Origin of the sequence: Nonomuraea sp. CA-143628, assembly GCF_050942315.1 — a bacterium.
GTDB lineage: Bacteria > Actinomycetota > Actinomycetes > Streptosporangiales > Streptosporangiaceae > Nonomuraea.
Genome location: NZ_CP192072.1, coordinates 5621990 through 5645258 on the forward strand (window position 1 = coordinate 5621990; position 23269 = coordinate 5645258).

At 71.2% G+C, this 23269-nt stretch carries 23 protein-coding genes; 13 read left to right on the forward strand and 10 right to left on the reverse strand.

From position 1 onward, the window contains the following. Positions 1 to 21: 21 nt before the first annotated feature. A complete protein-coding gene (locus tag ACQP2T_RS25725) occupies positions 22 to 624 on the reverse strand; it encodes a TetR/AcrR family transcriptional regulator (protein WP_433518590.1) in 603 nt (200 codons plus the stop codon). A gap of 70 nt (positions 625 to 694) precedes the next feature. Here ACQP2T_RS25725 and add point away from each other — a divergent pair, with 70 nt between their 5' ends. Continuing rightward, positions 695 to 1675: an adenosine deaminase gene (gene add / locus ACQP2T_RS25730; protein WP_433518591.1), complete on the forward strand. Its 981-nt coding sequence runs from the start codon at positions 695 to 697 to the stop codon at positions 1673 to 1675. 72 nt (positions 1676 to 1747) lie between these two features. On the opposite strand, the gene ACQP2T_RS25735 is transcribed toward add, so the two are convergent. After that, on the reverse strand, positions 1748 to 2356 hold the full coding sequence (locus ACQP2T_RS25735) for a PepSY domain-containing protein (protein WP_433518592.1): 609 nt from the start codon (positions 2354 to 2356) through the stop codon (positions 1748 to 1750). A gap of 104 nt (positions 2357 to 2460) precedes the next feature. On the opposite strand from ACQP2T_RS25735, the gene ACQP2T_RS25740 reads away from it, so the two are divergent. Together ACQP2T_RS25740 and ACQP2T_RS25745 are read left to right on the forward strand one after the other, a co-directional pair. Beyond that, positions 2461 to 3165, forward strand: coding sequence for a CTP synthase C-terminal region-related (seleno)protein (locus ACQP2T_RS25740; protein WP_433518593.1), 705 nt, complete (start codon positions 2461 to 2463; stop codon positions 3163 to 3165). A 53-nt stretch (positions 3166 to 3218) separates the two neighbouring features. Then, positions 3219 to 3656 (forward strand): DUF5335 family protein, encoded by a 438-nt coding sequence (locus ACQP2T_RS25745; RefSeq protein WP_433518594.1) that lies wholly within the window; start codon positions 3219 to 3221, stop codon positions 3654 to 3656. A gap of 43 nt (positions 3657 to 3699) precedes the next feature. On the opposite strand, the gene ACQP2T_RS25750 is transcribed toward ACQP2T_RS25745, so the two are convergent. From ACQP2T_RS25750 to ACQP2T_RS25765, 4 genes are all read right to left on the reverse strand, one after another. Next, positions 3700 to 5577, reverse strand: a complete 1878-nt coding sequence (locus tag ACQP2T_RS25750) for an alpha/beta fold hydrolase (RefSeq protein WP_433518595.1) — start codon at positions 5575 to 5577, stop codon at positions 3700 to 3702. A gap of 71 nt (positions 5578 to 5648) precedes the next feature. Further along, positions 5649 to 6224, reverse strand: coding sequence for a TetR/AcrR family transcriptional regulator (locus tag ACQP2T_RS25755; RefSeq protein ID WP_433518596.1), 576 nt, complete (start codon positions 6222 to 6224; stop codon positions 5649 to 5651). Between the two features lie 36 nt (positions 6225 to 6260). Further along, the gene (locus ACQP2T_RS25760) at positions 6261 to 7337 is read right to left on the reverse strand and encodes a zinc-dependent alcohol dehydrogenase (protein WP_433518597.1); all 1077 of its coding nucleotides are present in this window, start codon (positions 7335 to 7337) and stop codon (positions 6261 to 6263) included. Beyond that, entirely contained in the window at positions 7334 to 8542 is a 1209-nt protein-coding gene (locus tag ACQP2T_RS25765; RefSeq protein WP_433518598.1) for a mandelate racemase/muconate lactonizing enzyme family protein, read from the reverse strand. Before ACQP2T_RS25765 ends, ACQP2T_RS25760 begins: the two co-directional genes overlap by 4 nt. A 126-nt stretch (positions 8543 to 8668) precedes the next feature. Between ACQP2T_RS25765 and ACQP2T_RS25770 the strand changes: the two genes are divergently transcribed. The 6 genes from ACQP2T_RS25770 to ACQP2T_RS25795 all read left to right on the forward strand — a co-directional run bounded on the left by ACQP2T_RS25770 (position 8669) and on the right by ACQP2T_RS25795 (position 14797). After that, positions 8669 to 9787, forward strand: coding sequence for a cellulase-like family protein (locus ACQP2T_RS25770; protein WP_433518599.1), 1119 nt, complete (start codon positions 8669 to 8671; stop codon positions 9785 to 9787). Between the two features lie 109 nt (positions 9788 to 9896). Continuing rightward, the gene (locus ACQP2T_RS25775; RefSeq protein ID WP_433518600.1) at positions 9897 to 11201 is read left to right on the forward strand and encodes an extracellular solute-binding protein; all 1305 of its coding nucleotides are present in this window, start codon (positions 9897 to 9899) and stop codon (positions 11199 to 11201) included. Next, positions 11198 to 12082, forward strand: a complete 885-nt coding sequence (locus ACQP2T_RS25780; RefSeq protein WP_433518601.1) for a carbohydrate ABC transporter permease — start codon at positions 11198 to 11200, stop codon at positions 12080 to 12082. The genes ACQP2T_RS25775 and ACQP2T_RS25780 overlap by 4 nt, the downstream gene beginning before the upstream one ends. Then, complete coding sequence (locus ACQP2T_RS25785; RefSeq protein WP_433518602.1) at positions 12079 to 12888, forward strand: carbohydrate ABC transporter permease; 810 nt, start codon at positions 12079 to 12081, stop codon at positions 12886 to 12888. Before ACQP2T_RS25780 ends, ACQP2T_RS25785 begins: the two co-directional genes overlap by 4 nt. Further along, positions 12885 to 14021, forward strand: a complete 1137-nt coding sequence (locus ACQP2T_RS25790) for an ABC transporter ATP-binding protein (protein WP_433518603.1) — start codon at positions 12885 to 12887, stop codon at positions 14019 to 14021. Before ACQP2T_RS25785 ends, ACQP2T_RS25790 begins: the two co-directional genes overlap by 4 nt. Continuing rightward, a complete protein-coding gene (locus ACQP2T_RS25795) occupies positions 14018 to 14797 on the forward strand; it encodes a FadR/GntR family transcriptional regulator (protein ID WP_433518604.1) in 780 nt (259 codons plus the stop codon). The genes ACQP2T_RS25790 and ACQP2T_RS25795 overlap by 4 nt, the downstream gene beginning before the upstream one ends. 28 nt (positions 14798 to 14825) lie before the next feature. Here the strand turns inward: ACQP2T_RS25795 and ACQP2T_RS25800 are convergent, their stop codons facing one another. Both ACQP2T_RS25800 and ACQP2T_RS25805 read right to left on the reverse strand, forming a co-directional pair. Further along, a complete protein-coding gene (locus ACQP2T_RS25800) occupies positions 14826 to 15983 on the reverse strand; it encodes a winged helix DNA-binding domain-containing protein (RefSeq protein ID WP_433518605.1) in 1158 nt (385 codons plus the stop codon). A 55-nt stretch (positions 15984 to 16038) separates the two neighbouring features. Next, positions 16039 to 16710 carry a TetR/AcrR family transcriptional regulator gene (locus tag ACQP2T_RS25805; protein WP_433518606.1) on the reverse strand — a complete coding sequence of 224 codons (672 nt, stop codon included), beginning with the start codon at positions 16708 to 16710 and terminating at the stop codon, positions 16039 to 16041. 72 nt (positions 16711 to 16782) lie between these two features. Here ACQP2T_RS25805 and ACQP2T_RS25810 point away from each other — a divergent pair, with 72 nt between their 5' ends. The 3 genes from ACQP2T_RS25810 (at position 16783) to ACQP2T_RS25820 (ending at position 19678) form a co-directional block, all read left to right on the forward strand. After that, entirely contained in the window at positions 16783 to 18267 is a 1485-nt protein-coding gene (locus ACQP2T_RS25810; protein WP_433518607.1) for an FAD-dependent monooxygenase, read from the forward strand. Positions 18268 to 18360: 93 nt separating this feature from the next. Next, the gene (locus tag ACQP2T_RS25815; RefSeq protein WP_357649752.1) at positions 18361 to 18945 is read left to right on the forward strand and encodes an ArsR/SmtB family transcription factor; all 585 of its coding nucleotides are present in this window, start codon (positions 18361 to 18363) and stop codon (positions 18943 to 18945) included. Between the two features lies 1 nt (position 18946). Next, a complete protein-coding gene (locus tag ACQP2T_RS25820; protein WP_433518608.1) occupies positions 18947 to 19678 on the forward strand; it encodes an SRPBCC family protein in 732 nt (243 codons plus the stop codon). A 154-nt stretch (positions 19679 to 19832) separates the two neighbouring features. On the opposite strand, the gene ACQP2T_RS25825 is transcribed toward ACQP2T_RS25820, so the two are convergent. Next, complete coding sequence (locus ACQP2T_RS25825) at positions 19833 to 21320, reverse strand: FAD-dependent monooxygenase (RefSeq protein ID WP_433518609.1); 1488 nt, start codon at positions 21318 to 21320, stop codon at positions 19833 to 19835. Positions 21321 to 21414: 94 nt separating this feature from the next. Between ACQP2T_RS25825 and ACQP2T_RS25830 the strand changes: the two genes are divergently transcribed. Next, the gene (locus tag ACQP2T_RS25830) at positions 21415 to 22062 is read left to right on the forward strand and encodes a TetR/AcrR family transcriptional regulator (RefSeq protein WP_433518610.1); all 648 of its coding nucleotides are present in this window, start codon (positions 21415 to 21417) and stop codon (positions 22060 to 22062) included. 44 nt (positions 22063 to 22106) lie between these two features. On the opposite strand, the gene ACQP2T_RS25835 is transcribed toward ACQP2T_RS25830, so the two are convergent. After that, positions 22107 to 22907, reverse strand: coding sequence for an aminoglycoside phosphotransferase family protein (locus tag ACQP2T_RS25835; RefSeq protein ID WP_433518611.1), 801 nt, complete (start codon positions 22905 to 22907; stop codon positions 22107 to 22109). Positions 22908 to 23269 lie beyond the last annotated feature (362 nt).

Sequence of the window (23269 nt, forward strand, 5' to 3'; positions counted from 1 at the left end):
TCTATCAGCCTTCCGGGCTTGTCAAGCGGCCGGTCGGCGCAGCCCGTCCAGGCAGATCTGGATGATCGGCTCGGCCAGCTCCGCCGCCGGTAGCCGGGAATCCACCAGGCACTGCAGCAGGCAGCCCTCGATGGTCCCCACGATGACGGTCGCGTGGCGCTCGTCCAGGCCCTCACGCAGCACGCCTTCCTTCGCGGCCTGGCGCAGGAGCTCGGTGATCACGGCCCGCGCGTCGCCGTAGACGGCCGCCATGTCCACCAGCGAGCCCTCCGAGTCACGGGAGGCCGCCCACAGGTCGACCATGATCCGGGCGGGCTCGCGCCGCGCGGTCAGCACGCCGAGCACCTCGCGTACCATCTCGGCCAGCCGCTCCAGAGCGGGCCCGCGCCCGTTGAGCGCCCGGTCGAAGATGGCGGCCGACATGGTCCGGTAGCCTTCGAAGGCGGCTTCCAGCAGCGCGTCCCTGCTGTCGTAATAGAGATAGACGCTGCCCTTGGCGATGCCCGCCTCGGCGGCGATGTCGTCGATGCGGGTGGCGGCGAAGCCCTTGCGGGCGAACACCCGCACCGCCGCGGTGAGGATCTCTTTGCGTCGCGCGGCCTTGTCGACCGTCCTGGGGGACATATGATCATTATGACTGACCGGTCAGTCAATATCCAAATCGAGATGCGGTCTGTCCGATTCCCTGGCTAGGGTGCTGACAGTGAGAGACGTACGGCTGCTGCCCAAAGCCCACCTGCACGTTCACCTGGAGAGCACGGTACGCCCCGAGACCTCGCGCGAGTTCGGCGGACCATCCGGGCGGGGCGGGCCGTTCGCCACGTTCCGGGAGTTCGCCGATCATCGGGCGCTGGTGCGCGGGCGGTTGCTCACGGCCGAGCACTTCCGGCGGGTGGCGCTGGAGTTCTGCGAGGACGAGGCGGCCCAAGGCACCCGCTACGCGGAAGTGTCCTTCACCGCGGCCTCGCACGGCGAGCGGCTCGGCGCGCCGGAGATGCCGCTGGAGGCGGTGCTCGACGGGCTGGCCGAGGGGTCGCGCCGCTACGGGATCGAGTGCCGGGTGCTGCTCGACCACTCCCGGCGGCGCTCCGTAGACCGGCTCTGGCAGACGTTGCGGCTGGCCACCCGTTACGAGGCGGTCGTCGGCATCGGGCTGGCGGGCGACGAGAGCCACCCGGTGGCGCCGTTCGCGGAGGTGCTCGACGCGGCCCGCGACGCCGGGGTGCGCCTGGTGCACCACGCGGGGGAGTTCGGCGGGCCGGACAGCATCCGCGAGGCGCTCGCCATCGGGCACGCCGAGCGGATCGGGCACGGCGTACGCGTCCTGGAGGATGAGGCCGTGGTCGCCGAGGTGCGGGAGCGCGGGGTGCCACTGGAGGTCTGCCCCACGTCGAACGTCCTGCTCGGCGTCGTCCCCACCCTGGCCGAGCATCCGCTGCGGCGGCTGAGCGCGGCGGGGCTGGCGGTCACGCTCAACACCGACGGCGAGACCGACCTGGCCGGCGAGTACACGCTGGCGCGGGAGGTCTTCGGGTACGACGACGCGGAGCTGGCCGGGTTCGCCCGGGCCTCGATCGACGCCTCGTTCGCCGGGGAGGAGCTCAAGGCGGGGTTGCGGGCGGGGGTGGACGCCTGGCTGGCGGACTCGGGCCCGGCTTCGGCCTCGGGTCGATGACTCGCCGCGCTCGCCGGCGCTGAGGAGGGGTGCGCTGACCGTCGGGGGTGCGGTCAGCGCTCGCGTCCCCGATCAGTCCGAGTGGCTGTCCTTGGTCACCGTGCCGTCGGTCGCGTCAACCGTCATGTCCTGCTTGGACCCGTTGGGCGGAACCACGTCCACCTCCCAGACGATCTTGTCCCGGTGGCTGTCCAGGTTGATCTCGGTGATGCGGCCTCCCGGCACGGCCGCGAGGACCTTGGCCGCCGCCTGCGCGTAGTCGATCTTGGTGGCCTTGACGCGGTCGAGGTAGCGGGCCTTGTCGCCGGCGTTCTCGTCGTCCTCCGCCCGTGGGCCGCTGACGACCTTGGCCTTGTCCGATTCGACGTCCATCTGGTGTTCGACGCCCTTGTCGTCGACGACCTGTACCTCCCAGAGGCTGCCGTTCTCCTCGGTCTCCATCGAGACGAGCGTCGAGCCGGGCACGGCCTTCATCGCGGCCTGCCCCACCTCCTCCAGCTTCTTCACCGAGCGCTTCTGCGAGTCGGTTTGTGCGCCGTACTTGGGCGACTCGGTGGCGGCGATGTACGGCGTGGGGGGAGCGCCGAACTCCCCGGTCATTTGACGGGCGTCGCCCCCGCAGGCGGTCGCCGTAAGCAGCGCCGCGCCGGCCAGAGCGCCCCCGATGATCGTTTTATTCATAGGGCGACACTTATCATTTCCGCAGGTCGAACGGTGTGAACGACATGACCGACGCCGCGGCGCGGACTTGGCTGTCCGGTCCGCCGTACTCGATAGTGGACGCCATGGCTCCTTCCTTGATCGTCGCCGTCGTGGGCGACTTCGACCCGACATTCCCTACGCACGCGGCCACGAACGACGCGCTACGTCACGGCTCGGCCGAGTTGGGGATCGAGATCGAGATCCAGTGGCAGGCGACCGAGGCGCTGGAACGGGATCTGTCGGCCGTACGCGCCGCCGACGCCTTGCTGTGCGCGCCCGGCAGCCCGTACCGCAGCCTGACCGGGGCCGTCGCCGCCCTGCGTCACGGCCGCGAGCAGGGCGTCCCGACGCTGGGCACCTGCGGCGGCTTTCAGCACATGGTGATCGAGTACGCCCGCCACGTGCTCGGGTTCGAGGACGCCCAGCACGGCGAGTACGACCCGTACGCCTCGGAGCTGTTCGTCTCCGCGCTGACCTGCTCGCTCGCCGGCAAGACCATGCCCGTCAGCCTCGTGGAGGGCTCACAGGCGGCGGAGTTGTACGGCCTCACGGAGGTCGAGGAGCAGTATTACTGCAACTTCGGCCTGGAGCCCGGTCATCGGCGAACCCTGCACGACGGAGGGTTCCGGGTGACAGGCGTCGATGAGGAGCAGGAGGCGCGGGTGCTGGAGCTTCCCGGACATCCCTTCTACGTGGCGACCCTGTTCGTGCCGCAGGCCCGATCGACACCGGAGCAGCCGCATCCGCTGCTCACCGGGCTGCTGCGGGCGGCTCTCCAGAACCACTGAAAGGCAGGACCTACCCGACCGTGTGATGTGCGAGCGCGTGCGGTCCGACCAGCATGGAGGAGATCGCGGGCCCGTCTCCGGAGGGAAGGAACCGTCAGATGACTGAGGAGCGACCCGAGCTGCCGCGCGAGGAATGGCGCCGGTTCTTCGACAACCTGTCAAGGCAGTATGAGGGCTCGGACGTGACCGTCGAGGTGCTGAGCCGGACGTTCGGCGATCTCATGCAGGCCGAGAAGCTCCCGCTCGCCTATCTCGAGTACGACGACAAGGACGACATCTTCACCGTGGCGATAGGCGGGCGGGACGGGCGGTATCCGGTGGTGCTCGCTCACCTCATCCAGCGGCCGCAGACGATATTCGCCGATATCGTATTCGCCGATACCGGCGCGCCCGACATGCCCCGGGCCTTCGACATCGTGGACGCGGAAGGCACGCAGACGATCATCATGCTCCATGATCCCGCGGTGTGGAGCGGCCCGCCGACCTTGTGACCTCAGCCCGGCGCGCCAGGCGGGTCCACCCTGACCGCCCTGGTCAGCGGCCTGATGCCGACGTCCGGCGGGTCGCTTCGGCGGCGACGCGCCGCATGACCGAGACGATGGCGGCGGGGTGCGTGAGGTGCGGGTGGTGACCGGTGCCGGGGATGGTCGTGACGGTGGCCGGACCGGGGTCGGCGATCAGCGGATCCAACTGGCCGGCGATGAGGTGGATCGGGACCGAGTCCGTCTCGCTGAGCAGGGTTTGGAGGGCGGCGCGTTCGGCGGGCTGGTTGGCGTCCCGGAGGAGGCGGGCCGTACGGCGGGCGACGCCGGGCCGGTGCAGCTGGGCGGCGGCGCTCGCCACGGCCCGGCGGGCTTCGTCCGAGGACGTGCCATCGCCGAGGAGCGAGGTCGCGAGACGGCCGGCGGAGATCCTCTTGAGGAGCGGCGTGGCGAGCGCCGGTGTGCGGAGCGGTCTCGGGGCCGCCTCCTGGAGGAAATAGGGGGAGACGAGGACCAGGGCACTGAGGCGATCGGGATGGGCGGCGGCGTAGCGGAGCGCCGGTGCGGCGGCCGCGGAGTGGGCGACGATCACGGGCCGGGTCCGTACGGGCGCCAGCAGATCGGTGAGCCAGGCCTGCGAGGTGGCCGAGGTGGGGGCCGAGCGGCCGAGTCCCGGCAGGTCGGCGACGAGGGCGGGTGCTCCGTCCAGTTCACTGAGCACGCCCTGCCAGGACTCGCCGTCGAGGGGGAGTCCGTGCAGGAGTACGAATCCGGGCGAGGTCCTGTCCCCGGCGACGTAGGTACGGGATCCGCCGACATCGTGGAAGCCACCGGGAAGCACGGCAGGAGCCGTCCCGAACCGGTCCGCCACCAGCCGATCGGCCCAGCGGCGCAGCGCGGTTTCGACGGGCGGCTGCCGGAGCCCCGCCGCCTCGGCGATCCGCTCGGCTGAGGCGGTGTCGTAACGGTCCTCGCTCAGGAAGGCCAGGGTCTCGGGATCGGCTCCGGTCAGCGCGGCCGGGAGGCGGCGGATCAGGGACACGGGCACGAGGGTTTTCGGCGCGCGTACGCCCAGGTGGGCCGCGAGCAGGCGTACCAGGTCGGGCAGGTTCGGGGTGTTCTGGTCGAGCACCCAGTGCCGGCCGCCGGGCTCCGGGTCGTGCTCGGGGATCGCGGCCATGAACGACGCGAAGTGATCCACGGTCTCCACGGGCACGAACGTACGTGCGGTTCCCGGCAGCGCCGGAAGACGGCCGTTCCACAGGTCGCGGACCACCTCGGCCAGGCCGATGTACTGGCCGGCCTCGCCCGTGGTCGAGTGGCCGATCACGGCGCTCGGGTTCACCACGGTCAGCGGGACCCCCAACTGCTCCGCGACGACCCGTACGGCGGCGTCCGCCTCGGTCTTGGAGCCCTCATAGGCCCCTTGGCCTCGGTAGAGCTCCGCCAGCTCGGCCTCCGGGAGCGGATACCGAGCCCGTGGGCCCAGCCCGACCCGGTAGCCCGACACGTGGATCAGCCTGCGCAGTCCGGGCCGGGTCGCGGCCCAGCGCAGCACATTGAGGGCACCCTCGACGTTGACCGTCCTGGCCTCCTCGCGCCCCAGCCCGAACCGGTAGATGGCGGCGGCGTTGACGACATCCAGTACCCCGGCGAGCCGCGCGTCGTCCGCCGCGCTCAACCCCAGACTCGGACCGCCCGTGAGATCACCGGCCACGACCGTGAGCCGCCCGGTCCCCGCGCCGTGACCTTGCAGCCAGACCCGCAACTCGCCCTCGCCACCCGCGCCCCTACGGCCCTGAGCCGGGTCGCGGATGACGGCCGCGACCGCCCGGCCCTGTTCGAGCAGGCGCAGCACCGTCCATCTGCCGATGAAGCCGGTCGCCCCGAACACCACGGCGTCCGGCGTGCTCCCTGAAGTCTCGTCCATTCCACGTTCCTCTCTAGACCGATCTACATAATCCGTGGACAACAAAAAACGCCCGACCCCAGCGAAAAGGATCAGGCGGTGCCGAGCAGTTTGGCGATACGTCGGCTGGTCTGCTCGATAGGAGTCCGGCTGCGACCGGCACGAGCCAGCACCAGCGCGCCCTCGATCAGGGCGAGCACCGTCGCCGCGAGCTCATCCGCCTCGGCCGCGTCATGACCGTCGGCCCGCAGGGCGTCGGCCAGTGCCCCCTGCCAGCCCGCGTAGATGTCCCCGCAGATCGGCTGCAGGACGTCGTTGGTCGCGGCGACCTCCAGGGCCACGGTCGCCACCGGGCACCCCTTGGCATAGCCGGCGGCCACCATCCTGTCGGCCAGCGCCGCCAGCAGTGCCTCGATGAGCTCGCGGGAGCTGGGCGCCGTCGAGGCCAGCTCGACCACGATGTCGTCGACCTCGCGCCCGGCGGCGGTGAGGGCCTCGCTGACCAGCTGGTCCTTGCCGCCGGGGAAGTGGTGATAGAGCGACCCCCGAGGAGCTCCCGCCACCGCGAGCACCTCATTGAGCCCGGTGCCGTGGTAGCCCTTGGCCTCCACCAGCGTCCGAGCCGCCTCGATCAGCCGCGCCCGCGTCTCATCACCCTTGACCGCCACGCCATCGAGAATAGACCGATCTGCATAATTCGCAAATCACCCCATGCCGACAATGGTCTTCACGATGTCGCGCGGCGGGTCGGCCAGCCCGCGTGCCACGGCCTCGGACAACGGGACGGTCCGCGTGGGCAGCCGATCGACCCGGATCTGCCCGCCGTGCAGCAGGGCGACCGCGGCCCGCAGATCGGTGTCCCACCGGTGGGAGGCCGACCCCACGACCCGCTTCTCGCCCAGTACCACGTCCAGCGTGGGAAAGGCGGCCGGCTCCGGCGACACGCCGAGCAGGACCACGCTCCCGCCGCGCCGGCACAGCGACAGCGCGCTCTCCACCGCGGCCGCCGGCCCCGCGCTCTCCACCACCGCGTCGGCGCCGCGCCCATCGGTCAGCTCCCGTACGGCTTCGAGGGCGGCGTCCTGCGCCACACCGACCAGGCCGAACGACCGGGCCAGCGCGCGGCGGCCCGGATCAGGATCGACCGCGACGACCGTCGCCGCGCCCCGGCACCTGGCCACCTCGGCGACCAGCAGGCCGACGGCCCCGGCGCCGACGACCGCGACCACGGCCCCGGACACGTCGCCGGCCTTGTCGAGCGCGCGGACGGCGACCGCCGCCGGCTCGGCGAAGACGGCGACGGCGGCGGGCAGGCCATCGGGCAGCGGGACACAGCGCGCGGCCGGCGCCACCAGGTATTCGGCCAGGCCGCCGTCGTCCTGCAACCCGAGCGCCGCGCCACGCTCGCACAGCGGGTAGTCGCCGCGGGCGCACCACCAGCAGTGGCCGCAGCCCAGCACGACGTCCGGCACGACCGCGGTGCCGGGGGCGAGGCTCACGCCGGGGCCGGCCTCCGCCACCACGCCGACGACCTCGTGCCCCAGGGTGAGCGGCGCGGTCCGGCCGGTCAGCGGGTGCGGTTCGACCGGCACCACGACCGGCCCGAACCGGTACTCCTCGATGTCACTGCCGCACAGCCCGCACAGCGTGACCGCGATCAGGACCTGGCCAGGGCCCGGCGCGGGCACCTCGGTCTCGACCAGCCGCACGTCGCCGCGCCCGTACCAGCGCAGTGCGGCCATCCGCCCCCTGCTCACGGCCGGATCCCCGACCACGCTCACGGCCGGGTCCCGGACAGGCGGGTGGTGACGTCGGCGCGTTCGGTGAGGCCGGGGGCGAGCTCCACCCCCAGCCCTGGTCGTCCCTCCAGGCTCACCCAGCCATCCTCCACCAGCGGCAGGCCCGTCGCCAGCTCTTGGTACCAGGTGTGCTGGAAGGCCCGCACGCTCTCCTGGATCAGCGTGTTGGGCTGGCTCAGGGCGAGGTGGACGCAGGCCGCGAAGGAGATCGGGCCGGTGCAGTCGTGCGGCGCGAAGGGGATGTCGTACGAGTCCGCCAGCGCGGCGATCTTGCGAGCCTCCGTGAGCCCGCCCGCCCAGCCCATGTCGATGATCGCGACCCGGATCGCCGATCGCTCCAGCAGTGCGCGGAAGGACCGCTGCCCGGTCAGCGTCTCGCCGGTGGCCAGCGGCGCCGCCGTCGACGCCTGCAGTGTCGCGTAGGAGCCGTGGCTGTCGGACCGCAGCGGGTCCTCCACCCACAAGGGATCGAACCGCTCCAGCTCGCGCACCAGCTCGACGGCCGCGTACAGGCTCCACAGCCCGTGCAGCTCGACCATGACCTCCATCTCGGGCACGGCGTTCTTGATCTCGTCGAGCACCCGCAGACCGGCGCGCAGGTCCGCCCGGTCCAGCCGCATGCCGCCGGTGCGCTCGGCCGCCTGGTCGAAGGGCCACACCTTCATGGCGCGGAAACCCTCCTCCCACAGGGACTTGGCCAGCTCCGCCGGCCGCTCCAGGAAGCCCCGCAGATCGTCGTAGGCCGACGCCGCCGCCAGCCCCCAGTTGGACACGGCCTGGCGCGGCTCGTTCTTGATGTAAGAGGAGCCGGCACAGGTGTTGTAGACGGGGAGGCGTTCGTGGAAAGGCCCGCCGAGCAGGCCGGAGACCGGCTGCCCCGTGGTCTTGCCCAGCAGGTCCCACACGGCGAGGTCGACCGCGCCGTTGCCGCGCGTCTCCACGCCGCTGCCCTGGAAGCCGACATGGCCGGTGAGCAGCCGGCGCAGCCGCTCCGGGCCGGGCACCGGGGCGCCGACGAGGAGGGGTGCGACGGTCTCGTGCAGATAGGCCTCGACCGCCTCGGCCCCGAAGAACGACTCGCCGAGACCGGCCTGCCCGTCGTCGGTGTGCAGCCGCACCAGCAGCACGTTGGGCTGAATCGAACAGCGGATGGTCTCCAGTCCGCTCACGACGGCTCGGGTACTCATGATTCCAGGACCGTATCTGGTAATACCAGTAAGCCGCAAGAAACAAATCACTCTTGACAGTGGCGCTACTGCCAGCAAAGCTCTAGCAATCTGGTAAGACCACGGTCCGGACGGATGTTGAGAACTATGACGTTGACCGGCAAACCTCTGGCGATCACCATGTGGGACTTCTCCTGGCTCGAACGGCGCTGGGACGGTGCCGGGTACGAGGACTGGGACCGCGCGCTGGACGAGCTCGTCGAGCGCGGCTACGACGCGGTGCGCATCGACGCCTTCCCCCACCTGGTGGCGGCCGATCCGCGGCGGACCTGGCGCCTGCTGCCCGTCTGGCACTTCGAGCAGTGGGGTGCGACCGAGCCGGTGTCCGTACGGGTGCTGCCCGAGCTGCTGGAGTTCATCCAGGCATGCGCGAGCAGGGGCCTGCGGGTGGCGCTGTCCTCCTGGTTCCGCCGGGACGAGCTCGACACCCGGTCCCGGATCCGGACCGCCGCCGACCTGGCCGCCGTCTGGGACGTCACGCTGACGGCCATCGAGGAAGCCGGTCTCGCGGACGCGATCTACTACGTCGACCTGGTGAACGAGTGGCCGCTGGCGATGTGGGCGCCTTTCCTGTACGGCAACGACGCGGACGCCGCCGCGCTGTCCCGAGCGGACGAGCGGGTACGGAGCTGGACGCGCGAGGCGATCGGCACCCTGCGCGCCAGGCATCCGCGCCACCGCTACACGCTGTCCTTCGCCACCGAGACCACCGGCGCCGACGGTGAGGACCTCACCGAGCTGGACCTGCTCGAACCACACGTGTGGATGACGCCGCAGGCCACCGGCTTCTACGACGAGATCGGCTACGACCTGGAGCACTCCCAGTTCGACCCGCGCGCCTACGAGCCGCTGTCCGGCCCGGCCGAACGCCTGTACCGGGCCGACCCGGCGCGGTGGGCCGGCGGCCTCACCGACCACATCCGGCGGGTCGCCGAGTGGTCGCGGTCGGCCGGCAAGCCGCTGGTGACGACCGAGTGCTGGGCCATCGTCAACTACAAGGACGGGCCAGGACGGGACTGGGGCTGGATCAAGGAGCTGTGCGAGGTCGGGGTACGCGCCGCGCTGGCCACCGGCCGCTGGGAGGCGCTGTCGACCAGCAACTTCTGCGGGCCGCAGTTCGCCGGCATGTGGCGTGACGTGGCCTGGCACCAGAGCATGACCGACGCCATACACGCGGGGGCAACCGAATTCACCGCCGTTCCGTGAGCGGCCTTCTCTGTGAGCGGCCCCTTCCCTGAGCGGCCCCTTCCCTGAGCGGCCCCTTCCCTGAGCGGTCTCACCCCACAACGGCTCGTGTCCTGAGAGGAACGAACACATGAGTGCCATCCCCCGTCGAGACCTCCTGCGCGGCGCCGCCCTGCTCACGCTCGGTGGCGCGGCGAGCCAGCTCACCCTGACCGGGTGCGGGTCGTCCGAGCCGCAGGCCGGCTCCAGCAAGACCGGGCCCCAGGGCCAGGTCGTCGTCTGGATGCACGAGGAGCCCGCCAACACCAAGTACTTCAACGCCAAGATCGCCGAGTACCAGAAGCAGTTCCCGAAGGTGTCGATCAAACCCCTGTACGTCCCGATCGCCAACCTCGACACCAAACTCTCCACGGCGTTCACCACGGGCGCGCCGCCCGACCTGATCAAGGTCGGCGCCTGGACCCTCGCCGAACGGGCCTCGAAGCAGCAGCTCGCGCCGTTGCCGCCGGCCGAGTTCGGCGCCGCGTCCATCGACGCGCTGAAGGGCAGGTTCGAGACCAACGCCTTCGCCGCGCTGACCTACGAGCAGCAGGTCTACGGCACGCCGATCGACTTCAACTCGGTCCACCTGTGGTATCGCCGCGACCGCTTCGAGAAGGCCGGGCTCGACCCCGACAAGCCCCCGACCACGTGGGAGGAGGTCGCCGAGTTCAGTAAGAAGCTCACCAACGCCGACGGCTCCCAGGTCGGGCTCCAGTGGCAGCTCGCCGACAACATCTGGGCGATGCTGAACTTCATCCCGCTGATCCGCGGACTGGGCGGGCAGATCATCGACGAGGGCTCCCGGCGCGGCACGCTGAACACGCCGGAGGGCATCAAGGCGCTCGAATACTACGGCAGCCTCGGCAACCCGAAGCTGAGCGACCCGGTCGGCGCGTTCGGCCTGTTCGCCAAGGGCACCTCGGCCATGCTGATGTCCGGCCGGTTCACCTCGAGCCTCATCCCGGCCATCAACCCCAACGCCAAGCTCGGCCAGACCTTCGACAGCGCCCTCGTGCCCAGCTGGGAGGGGAAGGAGAAGGTGGCCGCCGGCTACTCCTGGGGATGGTTCGTCGCCAAAAAGGCGAAAAATCCATACACGGCGTGGCATTTCATTAACTGGCTGCTCAAGGGGGACAACGTCAACCAGCAGCTGGCCGCCACCGGCCTGGTCACGCCGACGGCCGGCTGGCAGAAGCTGCCCGCCGCGAGCGACAAGGCCAGCCAGCAGCTGGAGCAGCAGATCCCGTACACCGACTTCGGCCCGGTGCTCCCGCAATGGACCGAGACGATCAAGGCTCTGCTCGACGCGCTCGAATCGGTGATCCACAAGCAGGCGCCCGCCCAGCAGGCCGCGACCGCCTTCGACGCCGCGGTGGGACGGATCCTCAAGTGATCGGCAGCAGGGCCCGCACCATGAGCGCGGTCGAGGCCCGCGCCGGCGCGGGCCTCGCCGCCCCGGCGATCGTGTACTTCGTGCTGTTCTGGGCGCTGCCCGCACTCGCCGCGCTGTACCTGAGCTTCACCTCGTACGACCTCTCCGGCACCCCGCAGTGGGTCGGGCTCGACAACTACCGCGAGATGGTGACGAGCGACGAGTTCTGGAGCAGCGTATGGGTGACGCTGCTGTACACGGTCTTCGCGGTCGGCCCGACGATCGTGATCGCGCTGGTCGTGGCCGTGCCGCTGGCCAAACCCGGCAGGTTCCGCGCCTGGCTGCGCGGGCTGGTCTTCATACCGGCGGTGATGCCGCTGGTCGGTGCCACCGTACTGTGGCAGGTGATCTACTCGACCGGCGGCCTGGCCGACGCGCTGGCCGGCGCGGCCGGGGTCGGCCCGCGTCCCTGGCTCACCGACTCCGACTACGCCATCTGGGCGCTGCTCGTGATGGTCATCTGGAAGTACGTCGGCCTGTACGTGATCATCTTCGTGGCCGGGCTGCAGGCCCTGCCCGCCAACGTCTTCGAGGCCGCGGCCATCGACGGCGCCCGTACGCTGCGTACCTTCTTCCTGGTCACCGTGCCGCTGCTGCGCCGGACCTTCACCTTCGTGATCGTCGTGGCGGTCACCGGGGCCATGCAGTCCTTCGTGCCCGCCTACCTGCTCACCAAGGGCGGCCCGGTCAACGCCACCCAGGTGCTGCCCCTGTACCTCTACAACAACGCGTTCTCCTTCTCCCGCTTCGGCTACGCCTCCGCGATCGCGATCGTCCTGCTGGTCGTGCTGCTGGTGTTCGCATTTACCCAGTTCACATTGGTCAGGAGTGACGACGAATGAGAATCGGCCGGTCGCTCAGCACCGTGGCCCTCATCGGCTTCGTGGCGCTGATGCTGCTCCCGCTCTACTCCATGATCGTGCTCGCGTCGGCGCCGGACGACACCGACCTGTCCGGGCTGAGGTTCACCGGCTTCGCGCTGTTCGACAACATCGGCGAGATCATGTCCGACGGCCGGTTCCCGCGCTACCTGATGAACAGCGTCCTGATCGCGTCGGCGGTCTCCGTGCTCGACGTGGCGATCTCGGCCGCCGCCGGGTACGCGCTGGCCCGGCTGCGCTTCCCCGGCCGGGCCGCCCTGCTGAACCTGGTGGTCGTCGCGCTGTCCCTGACCCCGGCGGTCGTCATGATCCCGGTGTTCGTCATGCTCAGCGAGATCGGCTGGCTCAACAGCTACCAAGGGCTGATCGCGCCGTTCGCCGCCAGCGCGCTGGGCGTCTTCTTGGTGCGGCAGTTCGCGCTGGGCATCCCCGTGCAGATGCTGCACGCCGCGCGGGTGGACGGGGCCAGTGAGCTGCGCATCTTTCTCCGCATCGCCGTACCGCTGCTGCGGCCGGCGCTGCTCACCGTGCTGCTGCTGCAGTTCCTCGCCCAGTGGGACAACCTGATCTGGCCCTTGATCGCGGCCAGCGAGCAGGACCTGTGGACGCTGCCGCTGGCGCTGTCGTCCTTCGAGGGGGAACACGGGATCGTCTACCACCTCCAGACCGCGGCGGCGCTCATCTCGATCCTGCCCCCGCTCGTCCTGTTCTCCTTCCTGCAGCGTTACTACGTCTCAGGTCTCACCCTCGGAGGGGTCAAACGATGACCGACGGCATCCGCGTCGAGCGGGTCACCAAGCGCTACGGCAACCAGGTGCTGTTCGCCGACATCGACCTGCACGTACGGGACGGGGAGTTCCTGGTGATCGTCGGCCCGTCCGGCTGCGGGAAGTCCACGCTCATGCGCATCGTCGCCGGCATCGAGCCGGTCAGCGCCGGCCGGGTAACGGTGGGCGGGCGGGACGTCACCCACGCCCACCCCGGCGACCGCGGGATCGGCATGGTCTTCCAGGACTACGCCCTTTACCCGCATCTGAGCGTCGAGGGCAACCTGGCGTTCGGGCTGCGCGCCCACCACGTGCCGAAAGAGGTCATCCGTCAGCGGGTGGCCGACACCGGCCAGGCCCTCGGGCTCACCGACCAGCTCAAGAAGAAGCCCGGACAGCTCTCCGGCGGCCAGCGGCAGCGGGTCGCGCTCGGCCGCGCCATGATCAGGGAGCCGGCCGCGTACCTGATGGATGAACCGCTGTCCAACCTGGACGCCGCGTTGCGCGTGCAGATGCGGGCCGAGCTGATCGAGTTCCACCGCCGCACCCGGGGCACCGTCCTGTACGTGACGCACGACCAGGTCGAGGCCATGACCATGGGGGACCGGGTCGCGGTGCTCAACGAGGGCGAGTTCGCGCAGATCGGCACCCCGGCCGAGATCTACGAGAAGCCGGCCAGCGTGTTCGTCGCCACGTTCCTCGGCAGCCCCCGGATGAACCTGCTCGACGCCACCGTACGCCCGGCCGACACGCACATGGAGCTGACCAGCGGCGAGCTGAGCTGGCGGCTGCCGCGCGAGGGATTGCCCGCGGACCTGCCCGAAACGGTGCAGGTCGGGTTCCGGCCGGAGTCGGTCCGGCTGCCCGTCGACACCGGTACTCCCGCCTATGAGCTGGCGGCGACCGTGTCGTACCGGGAGAACCTCGGCAACGAGAGCATCTTCCACCTCCGCGACAGCACCGGACGGACCATCATCGCCCGCCTCCCGCCCCGCAGCGGGCCGCGCGACGGCGAACACGCGACCTTCCAGGTGCCGCTCGCCGATCTTCATCTCTTCGGCCCTGATGGGCGGGCGTGCTGGCACGGCACCGAACTCGCCGGCGACGGCCAGCCGCTACCGTGGTCGGCATGACCGCTGGGCGGGGGAAGAAACCGTCGACGACGAATCTCGGCACACTCATCGCCGTACTCGAGAACCGGATCCTGACCGGACAGTGGGCACCTGGTGCCCGCCTGCCGTCCGAACGCGATCTGGCGACCGAGTTCACCGTCAGCCGCCCCGTCATCCGGGAGACGCTGAAGGCCCTGCAGGAGCGCGGGCTGGTCGAGGTCTCGCCGCAGCGCGGCAGCTTCGTCCGCCAGTACACGGCCGAGAACCTGATGCGGCCGATGAACCTCGCGGCCCGCGCGGCGGGCGTCACGGCCCGGCAGCTCATGCGGGCCCGCGTCATGCTGGAGACCGAGGCCGCCGGCCTGGCCGCGGTCAACGCGACCAAGCAGGACCGGACCGACCTGCTGCGCATCCACCAGCTGTTCGCCCAGCCGGGCAACGTGCACGCCAGGGCGCGCGTCGACCTCACCTTCCACGAGACCATCGCGCGGGCCTCCGGCAACCCGGTGATCCACATGATGTTCACCGCGATCCAGGACCTCACCTACGGCCTGATGCTGCGCAGCCTCAGCGATCGCGAGGTACGCGCGGCCGGGGAGCCCCTGCACACCGTGATCCTGGAACACATCCTCGACCGCGATCCCGACGGGGCGCGCGAGGCGATGCGACGGCACCTCGACATCGCCGGGGACCTCTACGGGCCGGACCTGGACACCAGCCTGGCCGAGGTCATCGAACACCAGCTCGCGACGCACCCGGCCGACGAAAACGTGACGGCGGACTCCGCCCCCGCCTGACACGTCATCGCGGTACCCCCGGGCAACGTCAGGCGTGGCCGCCCACGGTGATCGGCCCGAGTGTCAGCTGCGGCTCGCCCTCCAGGATCTGTCCGGTGAGCGCCACCTGCTCGTCGAGCTCGCGCAGCTGGGCAGGGGTGAGCTCGCGCAGCGACTCCACCGTGACGGCCAACCGGCGGCCGGACCGCCGCTGATGCCACACTCCCGCCACCTGCCCGTCCACGAGCAGCACCGGGAAGTTGCCCGCCTGGCCGCCGTTCAGCGCCCGCCCGGCGGCCGGGCCCGGGTACAACAGCTCGCGCGGCCTCCCGGCCACGACATAGGCATCGAAGTACGGCAGCAGCCGTACACCCCTCGGCGGCTCGTCCGGCACCTCGGTGTCACCGGCCGCCACCCAGGCCGGGACGCCGTCGAACAGCACCTGCTCAGGCTCGGCCGCCGCGAAGCCCGCCGCCGCCCACTTGACCGGCGCCCCGATCCACTTGGCGAACTGCTCGGGCGTGGCGGGACCGTATGCCCTCAGATAGGCGTTGACCAGCTCGACCAGGTGGTCGTTGGCCGGCTCGGCCGAAGGCTCGTCGACCGGGCGGCAACCCTCGGGCGGGGCGGTATAGGTGACCTTGCGCCCCCTCGCCGGGCCGAACACGAACGCCCCCCGGTGCGCCGCCGTCGCCATCGCCTGCCGCCAGCGCGGCCACATGGTCTGGAAGGCGGGCATGACGAGATCTCCGGCCCACGGCCCCGTGGTGGCCACGACCGCGTCGCTCAGCTCGTCGATCGTCAGGGCCGCTCCGGTCATCAGCACCTCGCGGATCGCCTCCACGACCTGGTCGGTCTGCGCGGACGTCATGCGTACGTCGTGGGCGAAAACCGAGTACGCGCCCGGCAGCGTCGACAGGGCGCCCACCCACATCGGCAGGTCGCGGGCGGGCAGCAGGTGTACGGTGCCGCGCGGGCCGTGCGTCTTGACCAGGGTGCGCCCGCCCCACAGCGCCTCGCGCACCCCGGTGCGGGTGACGCCGTCGAGGCGGAGTCCGATCGACAGCTCGGCCGCCGACATCACCTGGGCATGGGCGCCGCACATGGCGGCGACCACGTTCGCCGCAGTGGCGTCCTTCGCGGGGGCGGCCAGGCCGTGCCGCTCCAAACGCCTGGCGCTGACCTGGGACCACGACATCTTCATCATGCGATCGACCCTAGGGAGTAATGCGGCAAATTTCGTTCCGCATTGCGGGCCGGGTTCAAGGCTGGTGGGCGCGGACGATGAGGTCGGCGGCTTCGGCGGCGATGGCGTGCCGTCGCGCGGGTGGCAGGGGCAGCATCCCGTACGCCGTCTCGACCCGCGCGTCGGTGATCACCAGGTGCAGGAACTGGCGGGCTGCCCTGGCCGGGTCCGGCACCCGCAGCCTGCCGTCACCGTCGCAGGCGCGCAGGTAGTCCACGACGCCGCTGTCCAGCGACGAGGAACTCGCCCGCCAGGTGCGCTGGAGCTCCGGATGGTGGCCCACCTCCGCGATGGTCAGCCGGTGCAGCGCCGCCACCCGCGGCGACAGCGCGATGTCCAGCGTCCGCTCACCGATTGCGGTCAGGTCCGTACCAGGATCGCCGGTAAACGCGTCCCGGCCCGTGGGGCTGTCGCCGGCGGACGCGCCACGGTGGGCCGGGCCGCCTGGTGCCGCCGCGGCCCGGCCCGGCGCGCCTCCCATCGCTGACCTGGCCTCCTGGACGGCGGCGAGGAAGAGCTGTTCCTTGTCGCCGAAGTGCCCGTAGACGGTCTGTTTGCCCACCCCCGCCGCCGCGGCGATCGCGTCGACGCTCGCGCGGGCGTAGCCCAGGTCGGTGAAGACCTGGATGGCGGCGTCGAGGATGGCCCGGCGCTTGGCCGGTGAGCGTCGCGGGCCGTGGTCGGCCATGGCTTGTCCCCACTTTCTCCGAATGGGTACTAGTATACGAGACTAGACGGTCTAGTCTAGTTTGGAGGGCGCATGGACGCCGATGTTGTGGTGGTCGGAGCCGGACCTGTGGGTTTGCTGCTGGCCGCCGAGTTACGGCTGGCCGGGGTAACGCCGCTGGTGCTGGACCGGCTCGCCCGGCCGACGAGCGAGCCGAAGGCACGCGGGATCGGGCCGCTGGCCGCGGAGGCGCTGCGGCGCCGCGGGCTGGGGGACGACCTGGCGAAGTTCCAGGAACAGGGGCTCGCCGACAAGGCACGCGACCACGGAAGTGAGAAAGGGCACTTCGCCCAGATCCACAAGATCGACCCCGATCTCCAGGAGGAACCCGAGCGGATCGGCGCGCTGATCTGGCAGCCGGACCTGGAACGGATCCTGACCGAGCACCTGGCCTCGCTCGGCGTCACGGTCCGGCGCGAACACGAGGTGACGGCCCTGGCCCAGGACGACTCCGGCGTCACCTTGACCGTACGGACCTCGGAGGGGGAGCGGCACGTCCGCGCGGCGTACGTGGCGGGCTGCGACGGCGGCCGATCGACGGTACGGAAGCTGGCCGGGTTCGACTTTCCCGGCACCGCCCCCACGAGCGTCGTACGGCGGCTGATCGGCGACATCGCGGGCATGGAGCGGCTGCCCGCACCGGGCTGGCAGCCGACGGGGATGCTGATGCGCGCGCCCGGCATGGTGGCGACGGTCGAGCACGACGGCTTCCCCGAGGACCGCGAGGCGCCGCTGACCGGGGAGGAGATGCGCGACAGCCTGCTCAGGGTGACGGGCGTGGAGGTCGAGGTGACAGCGGTCCGCGACACCCTGCGCTTCACCGACGTCGCCCGTCAGGCGGCCACCTACCGGCTCGGCCGCGTCCTGCTCGCGGGCGACGCCGCCCACGTCCACTCTCCCAACGGCGGCCAAGGGCTGAACCTGGGGCTGATGGACGCGGTCAACCTGGGCTGGAAGCTGGCCGCCACGGTCACCGGGCGCGCGCCGGACGGCCTGCTCGACACCTACACGGCCGAACGCCATCCCGTAGGCGCCGCCGTCCTGCACAACACCCGCGCCCAGTCGGCGCTGCTGCGACCCGGAGCGCACGCGGCGGCCATGCGCGACATCGTGTCGGACCTGCTCGACCTGCCGGAGGTCAACCGCTACTTCGGGCGGCTGCTCAACGGGCTCGGCACCCGCTACGACCTCCCGTACCCGGCAACCCACCCCCTGGCCGGCCGCCCCTGCCCCGACCTGCGGCTCACGCCGCCTTCGTGTGGCACGCGGACCCTCGCCGAGCTCGCCACGCCGGGCCGGCCGCTGCTCGTCCACGCGCCGTCGCAGCCCGAGATCGCGCAGGCGGCGGCCGCCTGGCGAGGAGCGCTGGATATCGTCGAGGCGACCGTCGAGGACCGTGACGGCCTGTCGGCCGCCTTCGTCCGCCCCGACGGCACGGTCGCCTGGGCCTCCGGCGCCGGCCCGGCCGACACCACCACCCTGACGGCGGCCTTCCACGCTTGGCTGCCGCCCGCCTGACGCCTCAAGTCCTCTGCTCGGCGGCCAGAAGGGTCGGCCGCCGAGCAACCAGGATTTCTTGACAACAACTTTTTTCGGTGCCATCGTTTCACCATGTACGAAGTGGCGGTGATCGAAGACCCCGCGGCGGCCGAGGCGTCGCTCGACCCGATGCGGTCGAAGCTGCTGGCCGAGCTGGTCGAGCCCGGCTCGGCCACGTCGCTGGCGGCCAGGGTCGGCCTGGCCAGGCAGAAGGTCAACTACCATCTGCGCACGCTGGAGCGGCACGGGCTGGTCGAGCTGGTGGAGGAGCGCAAGAAGGGCAACGTCACCGAGCGGGTGATGCAGGCCACGGCCGCCTCCTTCGTGATCTCCCCGGTAGCGCTGGCCGCGGTGCAGCCCGATCCCGAGAAGGCGCCCGATCGGCTGTCGGCCCGCTGGCTGCTCGCCGTCGCCGCTCAGCTCGTCCGCGACGTCGGGACGCTGATCACCGGCGCCACCGAGGCCCGCAAGCGGGTGGCGACGTTCGCGATCGACGGCGAGGTACGGTTCGCCTCGGCGGCCGACCGCGCGGCCTTCGCCGAGGAGCTGGCCGACGCCGTGACCGCCCTGGTGAGCAAATACCACGACGAGACGGCCGAGGGCGGTCGCGACCACCGGCTGGTCGTCGCCGTGCACCCGTCGCTGAAGGAGCGCTGAGGTGGGACATTCCTTCGAGCTTCCCCAGGAGGCCGAGGTCGGGGCGACCCCCGAGGAGGTGTGGGCGGCCATCGCGACCGGCCCCGGCATCGACTCGTGGTTCATGGGGCGCACCGAGGTGGCCGACGGTGTGGTGCGCACCGCCTTCGGCCAGTACATCCCCGAATCCATCGTCACCGCCGAGGAGCCGCCCGCCCGGTTCGCGCACGGAAGTCCGACGGCGGAGGACGGCCGGTTCGTCGCCTACGAGTTCCTCGTCGAGGGGCGCGACCAGGGCAGCACCACGCTGCGCATGGTGACCAGCGGCTTCCTGCCGGGCGACGACTGGGAGGCCGAGTTCGAGGCCATGTCCAGGGGGCTGGAGATGTTCTTCGCCACTCTGGTCACCTACCTGACGCACTTCCGCGGCCGGACCGCCACGCCCGTCACCGAGTTCGGGCCGCCCGTCGCCGACTGGCCGCGCGCCTGGGAGATCCTGTACGACGCGCTCGGCACCCCGGGCCACGCCAAGCCGGGCGACACCGTACGGTTCGCGCCCGCAGGGCTCCCCCCGATCGAAGGCGTCGTCTACTACGCCAACGCCCAGACGCTCGGCGTGCGGACCCAGGACGCGCTCTACCGGTTCCTGCAGGGGTTCGGCGGCTCGATGGTCGCCGCGCACCACCTTTTCGCCGGCCCCGGCGACCAGGGTCCGGCCTGGCGCGCCTGGCTCGGTCATCTTTTCGGCGAGTGAAAAGCCTGGACAAAGTCACGGCCCCGTATGGGACCTGACGTCGGGCGCCGCCCTGGTCCTGCGCGCGGCGGGGGAGGCGGTGCCCGGGTAGCGGTCGAGGAGGGCTTCCGGGACCGCCGGCAGGATTCCTGTCGGCCGTCCCGGCCTCGCGGCGTCAGTGCGTCGCGGCCACGTGTTCGGCCAGTGCGGCCGCCAGGGTCCGCTCGCAGGTGGCGGCGTCGTCGGCGGCCCAGCACACGTAGCCGTCGGGCCGCAGCAGCAGGGCCGCCGCGCCCAGGTCGTCCGCGCACTTGGCCCGTACGAGATCGACCCGCGCGGGCAGCCGGAACTCGGCCGGGACGATCCCGGCCAGGTCGAGCAGGACCGCGTGCCCGGCGCCGAACAGCCCGGACAGGCGGGTCGACGCCGAGCCGACGAACAGGTCGGCGTCCGGCACCCGCTGCCCGGCCAGCGGATGCTCGCCGCCGAGGTCGTAGCCCAGCGACAGGCCGGACATCAGGCCCGCCATGTGGCGGTTGGCGTCCGGCAGCCGCAGCAGGTCGCTGAAGATCTCGCGCAGCGCGGCGACGTCCGCGCTGGGCCGAGGCGCGCTCAGTACGCGCTGCGCGGACGTGTGGTGCAGCACCTGGGCGGCCACCGGATGCCGTTCGGCCTGGTAGCGGTCCAGGAGGCCCTCGGGCGCCCGGCCCTGGAGGTTCGCGGCCAGCCGCCAGCCGAGGTGGATCGCGTCCTGCACGCCGAGGTTCAGGCCCTGCCCGCCGAACGGCGGGTGGATGTGCGCGGCGTCGCCCGCGAACAGCACGCGGCCCGCCCGGTAGTCCGCCAGCTGCCGCGTCGCGTCGGTGAAGCGCGAGGAGTTGTCCACCGCGCGCAGCACGGTCTCCTCGCCATAGACGGCCCGTAGCGCGGTGGCGACCTCCTCCTCCGTGACGGGCGCGTCGCGGTCGTAGTCTCCCTGCTCCTCGCTGCCGAACGTCAGCCGGTAACGCTCGCCGCCGATGGGAACCAGCATGGACCAGTAGCCGCCGCCCTCCCGGATCAGGCTGCTCATGTGGCCGAGCGTCTGGGGGACCGACGCCGACGTGGCGGACAGCCGGACGTCGGCCAGCACCGCCACGAACGTCCCGTCCCGGCCGGGGAAGGGCATGCCCAGCAGCTTGCGTACGGTGCTCCGCCCGCCGTCGCACGCCACCAGGTAGTCGGCCCGGAACCGCCGATCACCGGCGCTCACCGTCACCCCGTCGCCGTCCTGCTCGACCGCGGTGACCCCGGCGTCACGCACGACGCGCGCGCCTCGGGCGGTCGCGGCCTCCTCCAGGACCTCCTCGATCTCCCACTGCGGAACCGCGATCGGGTACGGATGCCGGGTCCGCCACGGCTCGCAGTCCAGCGGCACCGGCAGGGCCGCGAAATGGCCGCCGACCGGTTCGCGTACCAGAGCCCGGCTCAGCAGCGGCTCCACCAGCCCGCGCAGCTCCAGCAGCTCCAGCGTGCGGGGCTGGACGGCGCCGCCCTTCATCTGCTTGATGCGCTGGGGCAGCTTCTCCAGCACGAGCGTGTCGACCCCGGCCAGCGCCAGCTCGTACGCCAGCATCAGGCCGGTCGGCCCGGCACCCGCGATGACCACCTCGAAGTCCTTCATGACCCGCCCTCTTCCTGTGGTTCGATCGTCTGAGTGCGAATATATACCCAGTGCAGAAAAAGTCCAAGTGCAGGTTTCTGGTAAGGTGACGAGCGTGACGAACGAGCCCGGACTGCGCGAGCGTAAGAAGCAGCGGACACACGCCGCGATCTCCGAGGCGGCGATCGAGCTGTTCCTGAGGCACGGGTACGACCAGGTGTCGGTGGCCCAGGTGGCGGAGGCGGCCGAGGTGTCCAGGCGCACGCTGTTCGCCTACTTTCCGGCCAAGGAAGATCTCGTGGTGCAGCGGTTCGCCGACCACGAGACGGAGAGCGCCCGGGTGGTCGAGTCCCGCGCGGCGGACCTCACGCCGCTGGAGGCGCTGCGGGTGCACTACCTCGACGCGCTGGCCAGGCGTGATCCGGCCAGCGGGCTCAACGACATACCCGCGATCGTGGCGCTCTACCGGATGGTCTATGAGACCTCGTCGCTGGTCGCCCGGATGCACCGCTTCCAGGCGGCGGCCGAGGAGGCGCTCGCCGGTGCGCTGCGGGAGACGGCGGGCGCCGACGACCTCAGCGCTCGCATGGCGGCCGTCCAGATGCAGGCGGTCCACTGGACGCTGACGAGGGACAACGCCATGCGGCTGGCGGGCGGCGAGAGCGCGGACGAGCGCTACCCGGGCGCGGTGAGCGACGCCGAGCGGGCATACGCCCTGCTGGCCAACGGGCTGGGCCACCTGGGCGCGCCGGACCCTCAGTGAACCGGGTGGCTGCCGTTCGGTGAACGGCAGCCACCGTTGTTCGATTACGCCGCGAGGGCGTTCTCCAGGAGCGGCCGGTGGCGCAGCATCCACGCCGCCGCCCGCGCCCGCCAGGCCAGGGCCCACAGCGGGCCCGGGTCCGTGCTCTCGGGCGTGATCCGCGACTTGACCGCCTCAGACGCGCAGTCACGGATGGCGAACTCGATCATCCGCGTGACGAAGCCGTCGCGTTCGGCGGCGGGCAGCCCGTAGCCGTCGAGGAAGCGGCGCAGCTGGCCCGCGCGCGCCTCCGCGCCGGGCAGGCCCTGCCGTTCGGCGACGTCGTCGTCGTGCAACTGGGCGTTCCACCACGCGGCACCCGCCACGTCGTCCAGCCGGTCGATCGGACCGGCGCTGGTCCAGTCGATGTACGCGACCGGCAGGCCATCGCGGGCCACCGTGTGCCACGGTCCCGTGTCCCGATGGCTGATGATCGCATCGGGCGCGGAGCTGTGGAACGGCCACGGCTGCCACACCGCGTCCGGCGGCGGCCGGAACCCGGCCGTCGCGTCGTGGAGCTCGCGCAGCAGGCGGCCCGCCTGCCACACGCCCTCGTCGGACCAGGCGTGCGGGTGGACGAAGCCGCCGTCGATGTAGGTCACGGCGTCTCGTCCCTCCTCGTCGTAACCCTCGCCGACCAGGCGTGGGCTCCCGGTGAAGCCCGCGTTCTCCAGGTGCCGCAGCAGCGCGTGGACGCTGTCCGTCCACGGCTCGGCCGGGCGCAGCACGACGTCGCCGTGCCGGACCACCGGCGTGGGATTGCCCTCGGCGCCCAGCAGAGGCTCGAAGGATGGTTGGGAAGACACTCTTGCTCCTCGTGATCGTGATGGAAGATCACTCCAACGCGAGGAGCCCGGTACGCCTCAGGCGGCCTCTCGCGTCGAAGTGTGAGCCGAAACTTCGCCGAGGACCTTGGTGGCCATGTGCCACACCTCCTGCTGGATCGCGGGATACCGTCCCGGCCGACGCTGCCACAGCCGGGGAAGGCTGAGCAACGCATTTGTCCGCCGGTGAGGAGAAGCCCGGCGTGCGGGGCCATTCGGGCCGTCGCCGCTTGCGGGCTGTCACCGTTTACGGCCGTCACCGTTTACGGTCGTCACCGCTTGCGGGCCGTTTCCGCTTTCGGGTCTTGATCGCTTTCGGCCGGTATCGGGTTTTGGATCGGTAT

Bases quoted from the DNA above. Each gene is read 5' to 3' on its own strand.
- ACQP2T_RS25775 (WP_433518600.1), top strand. From the start codon at position 9,897: ATGAGTGCCATCCCCCGTCGAGACCTCCTGCGCGGCGCCGCCCTGCTC.
- ACQP2T_RS25725 (WP_433518590.1), bottom strand. From the start codon at position 624: ATGTCCCCCAGGACGGTCGACAAGGCCGCGCGACGCAAAGAGATCCTC.
- ACQP2T_RS25750 (WP_433518595.1), bottom strand. From the start codon at position 5,577: ATGGACGAGACTTCAGGGAGCACGCCGGACGCCGTGGTGTTCGGGGCG.
- ACQP2T_RS25740 (WP_433518593.1), top strand. From the start codon at position 2,461: ATGGCTCCTTCCTTGATCGTCGCCGTCGTGGGCGACTTCGACCCGACA.
- ACQP2T_RS25735 (WP_433518592.1), bottom strand. From the start codon at position 2,356: ATGAATAAAACGATCATCGGGGGCGCTCTGGCCGGCGCGGCGCTGCTT.
- ACQP2T_RS25745 (WP_433518594.1), top strand. From the start codon at position 3,219: ATGGAGGAGATCGCGGGCCCGTCTCCGGAGGGAAGGAACCGTCAGATG.
- ACQP2T_RS25815 (WP_357649752.1), top strand. From the start codon at position 18,361: ATGTACGAAGTGGCGGTGATCGAAGACCCCGCGGCGGCCGAGGCGTCG.
- ACQP2T_RS25810 (WP_433518607.1), top strand. From the start codon at position 16,783: ATGGACGCCGATGTTGTGGTGGTCGGAGCCGGACCTGTGGGTTTGCTG.
- ACQP2T_RS25795 (WP_433518604.1), top strand. From the start codon at position 14,018: ATGACCGCTGGGCGGGGGAAGAAACCGTCGACGACGAATCTCGGCACA.
- ACQP2T_RS25785 (WP_433518602.1), top strand. From the start codon at position 12,079: ATGAGAATCGGCCGGTCGCTCAGCACCGTGGCCCTCATCGGCTTCGTG.
- ACQP2T_RS25825 (WP_433518609.1), bottom strand. From the start codon at position 21,320: ATGAAGGACTTCGAGGTGGTCATCGCGGGTGCCGGGCCGACCGGCCTG.
- ACQP2T_RS25770 (WP_433518599.1), top strand. From the start codon at position 8,669: ATGACGTTGACCGGCAAACCTCTGGCGATCACCATGTGGGACTTCTCC.
- ACQP2T_RS25765 (WP_433518598.1), bottom strand. From the start codon at position 8,542: ATGAGTACCCGAGCCGTCGTGAGCGGACTGGAGACCATCCGCTGTTCG.
- ACQP2T_RS25800 (WP_433518605.1), bottom strand. From the start codon at position 15,983: ATGATGAAGATGTCGTGGTCCCAGGTCAGCGCCAGGCGTTTGGAGCGG.
- ACQP2T_RS25805 (WP_433518606.1), bottom strand. From the start codon at position 16,710: ATGGCCGACCACGGCCCGCGACGCTCACCGGCCAAGCGCCGGGCCATC.
- ACQP2T_RS25790 (WP_433518603.1), top strand. From the start codon at position 12,885: ATGACCGACGGCATCCGCGTCGAGCGGGTCACCAAGCGCTACGGCAAC.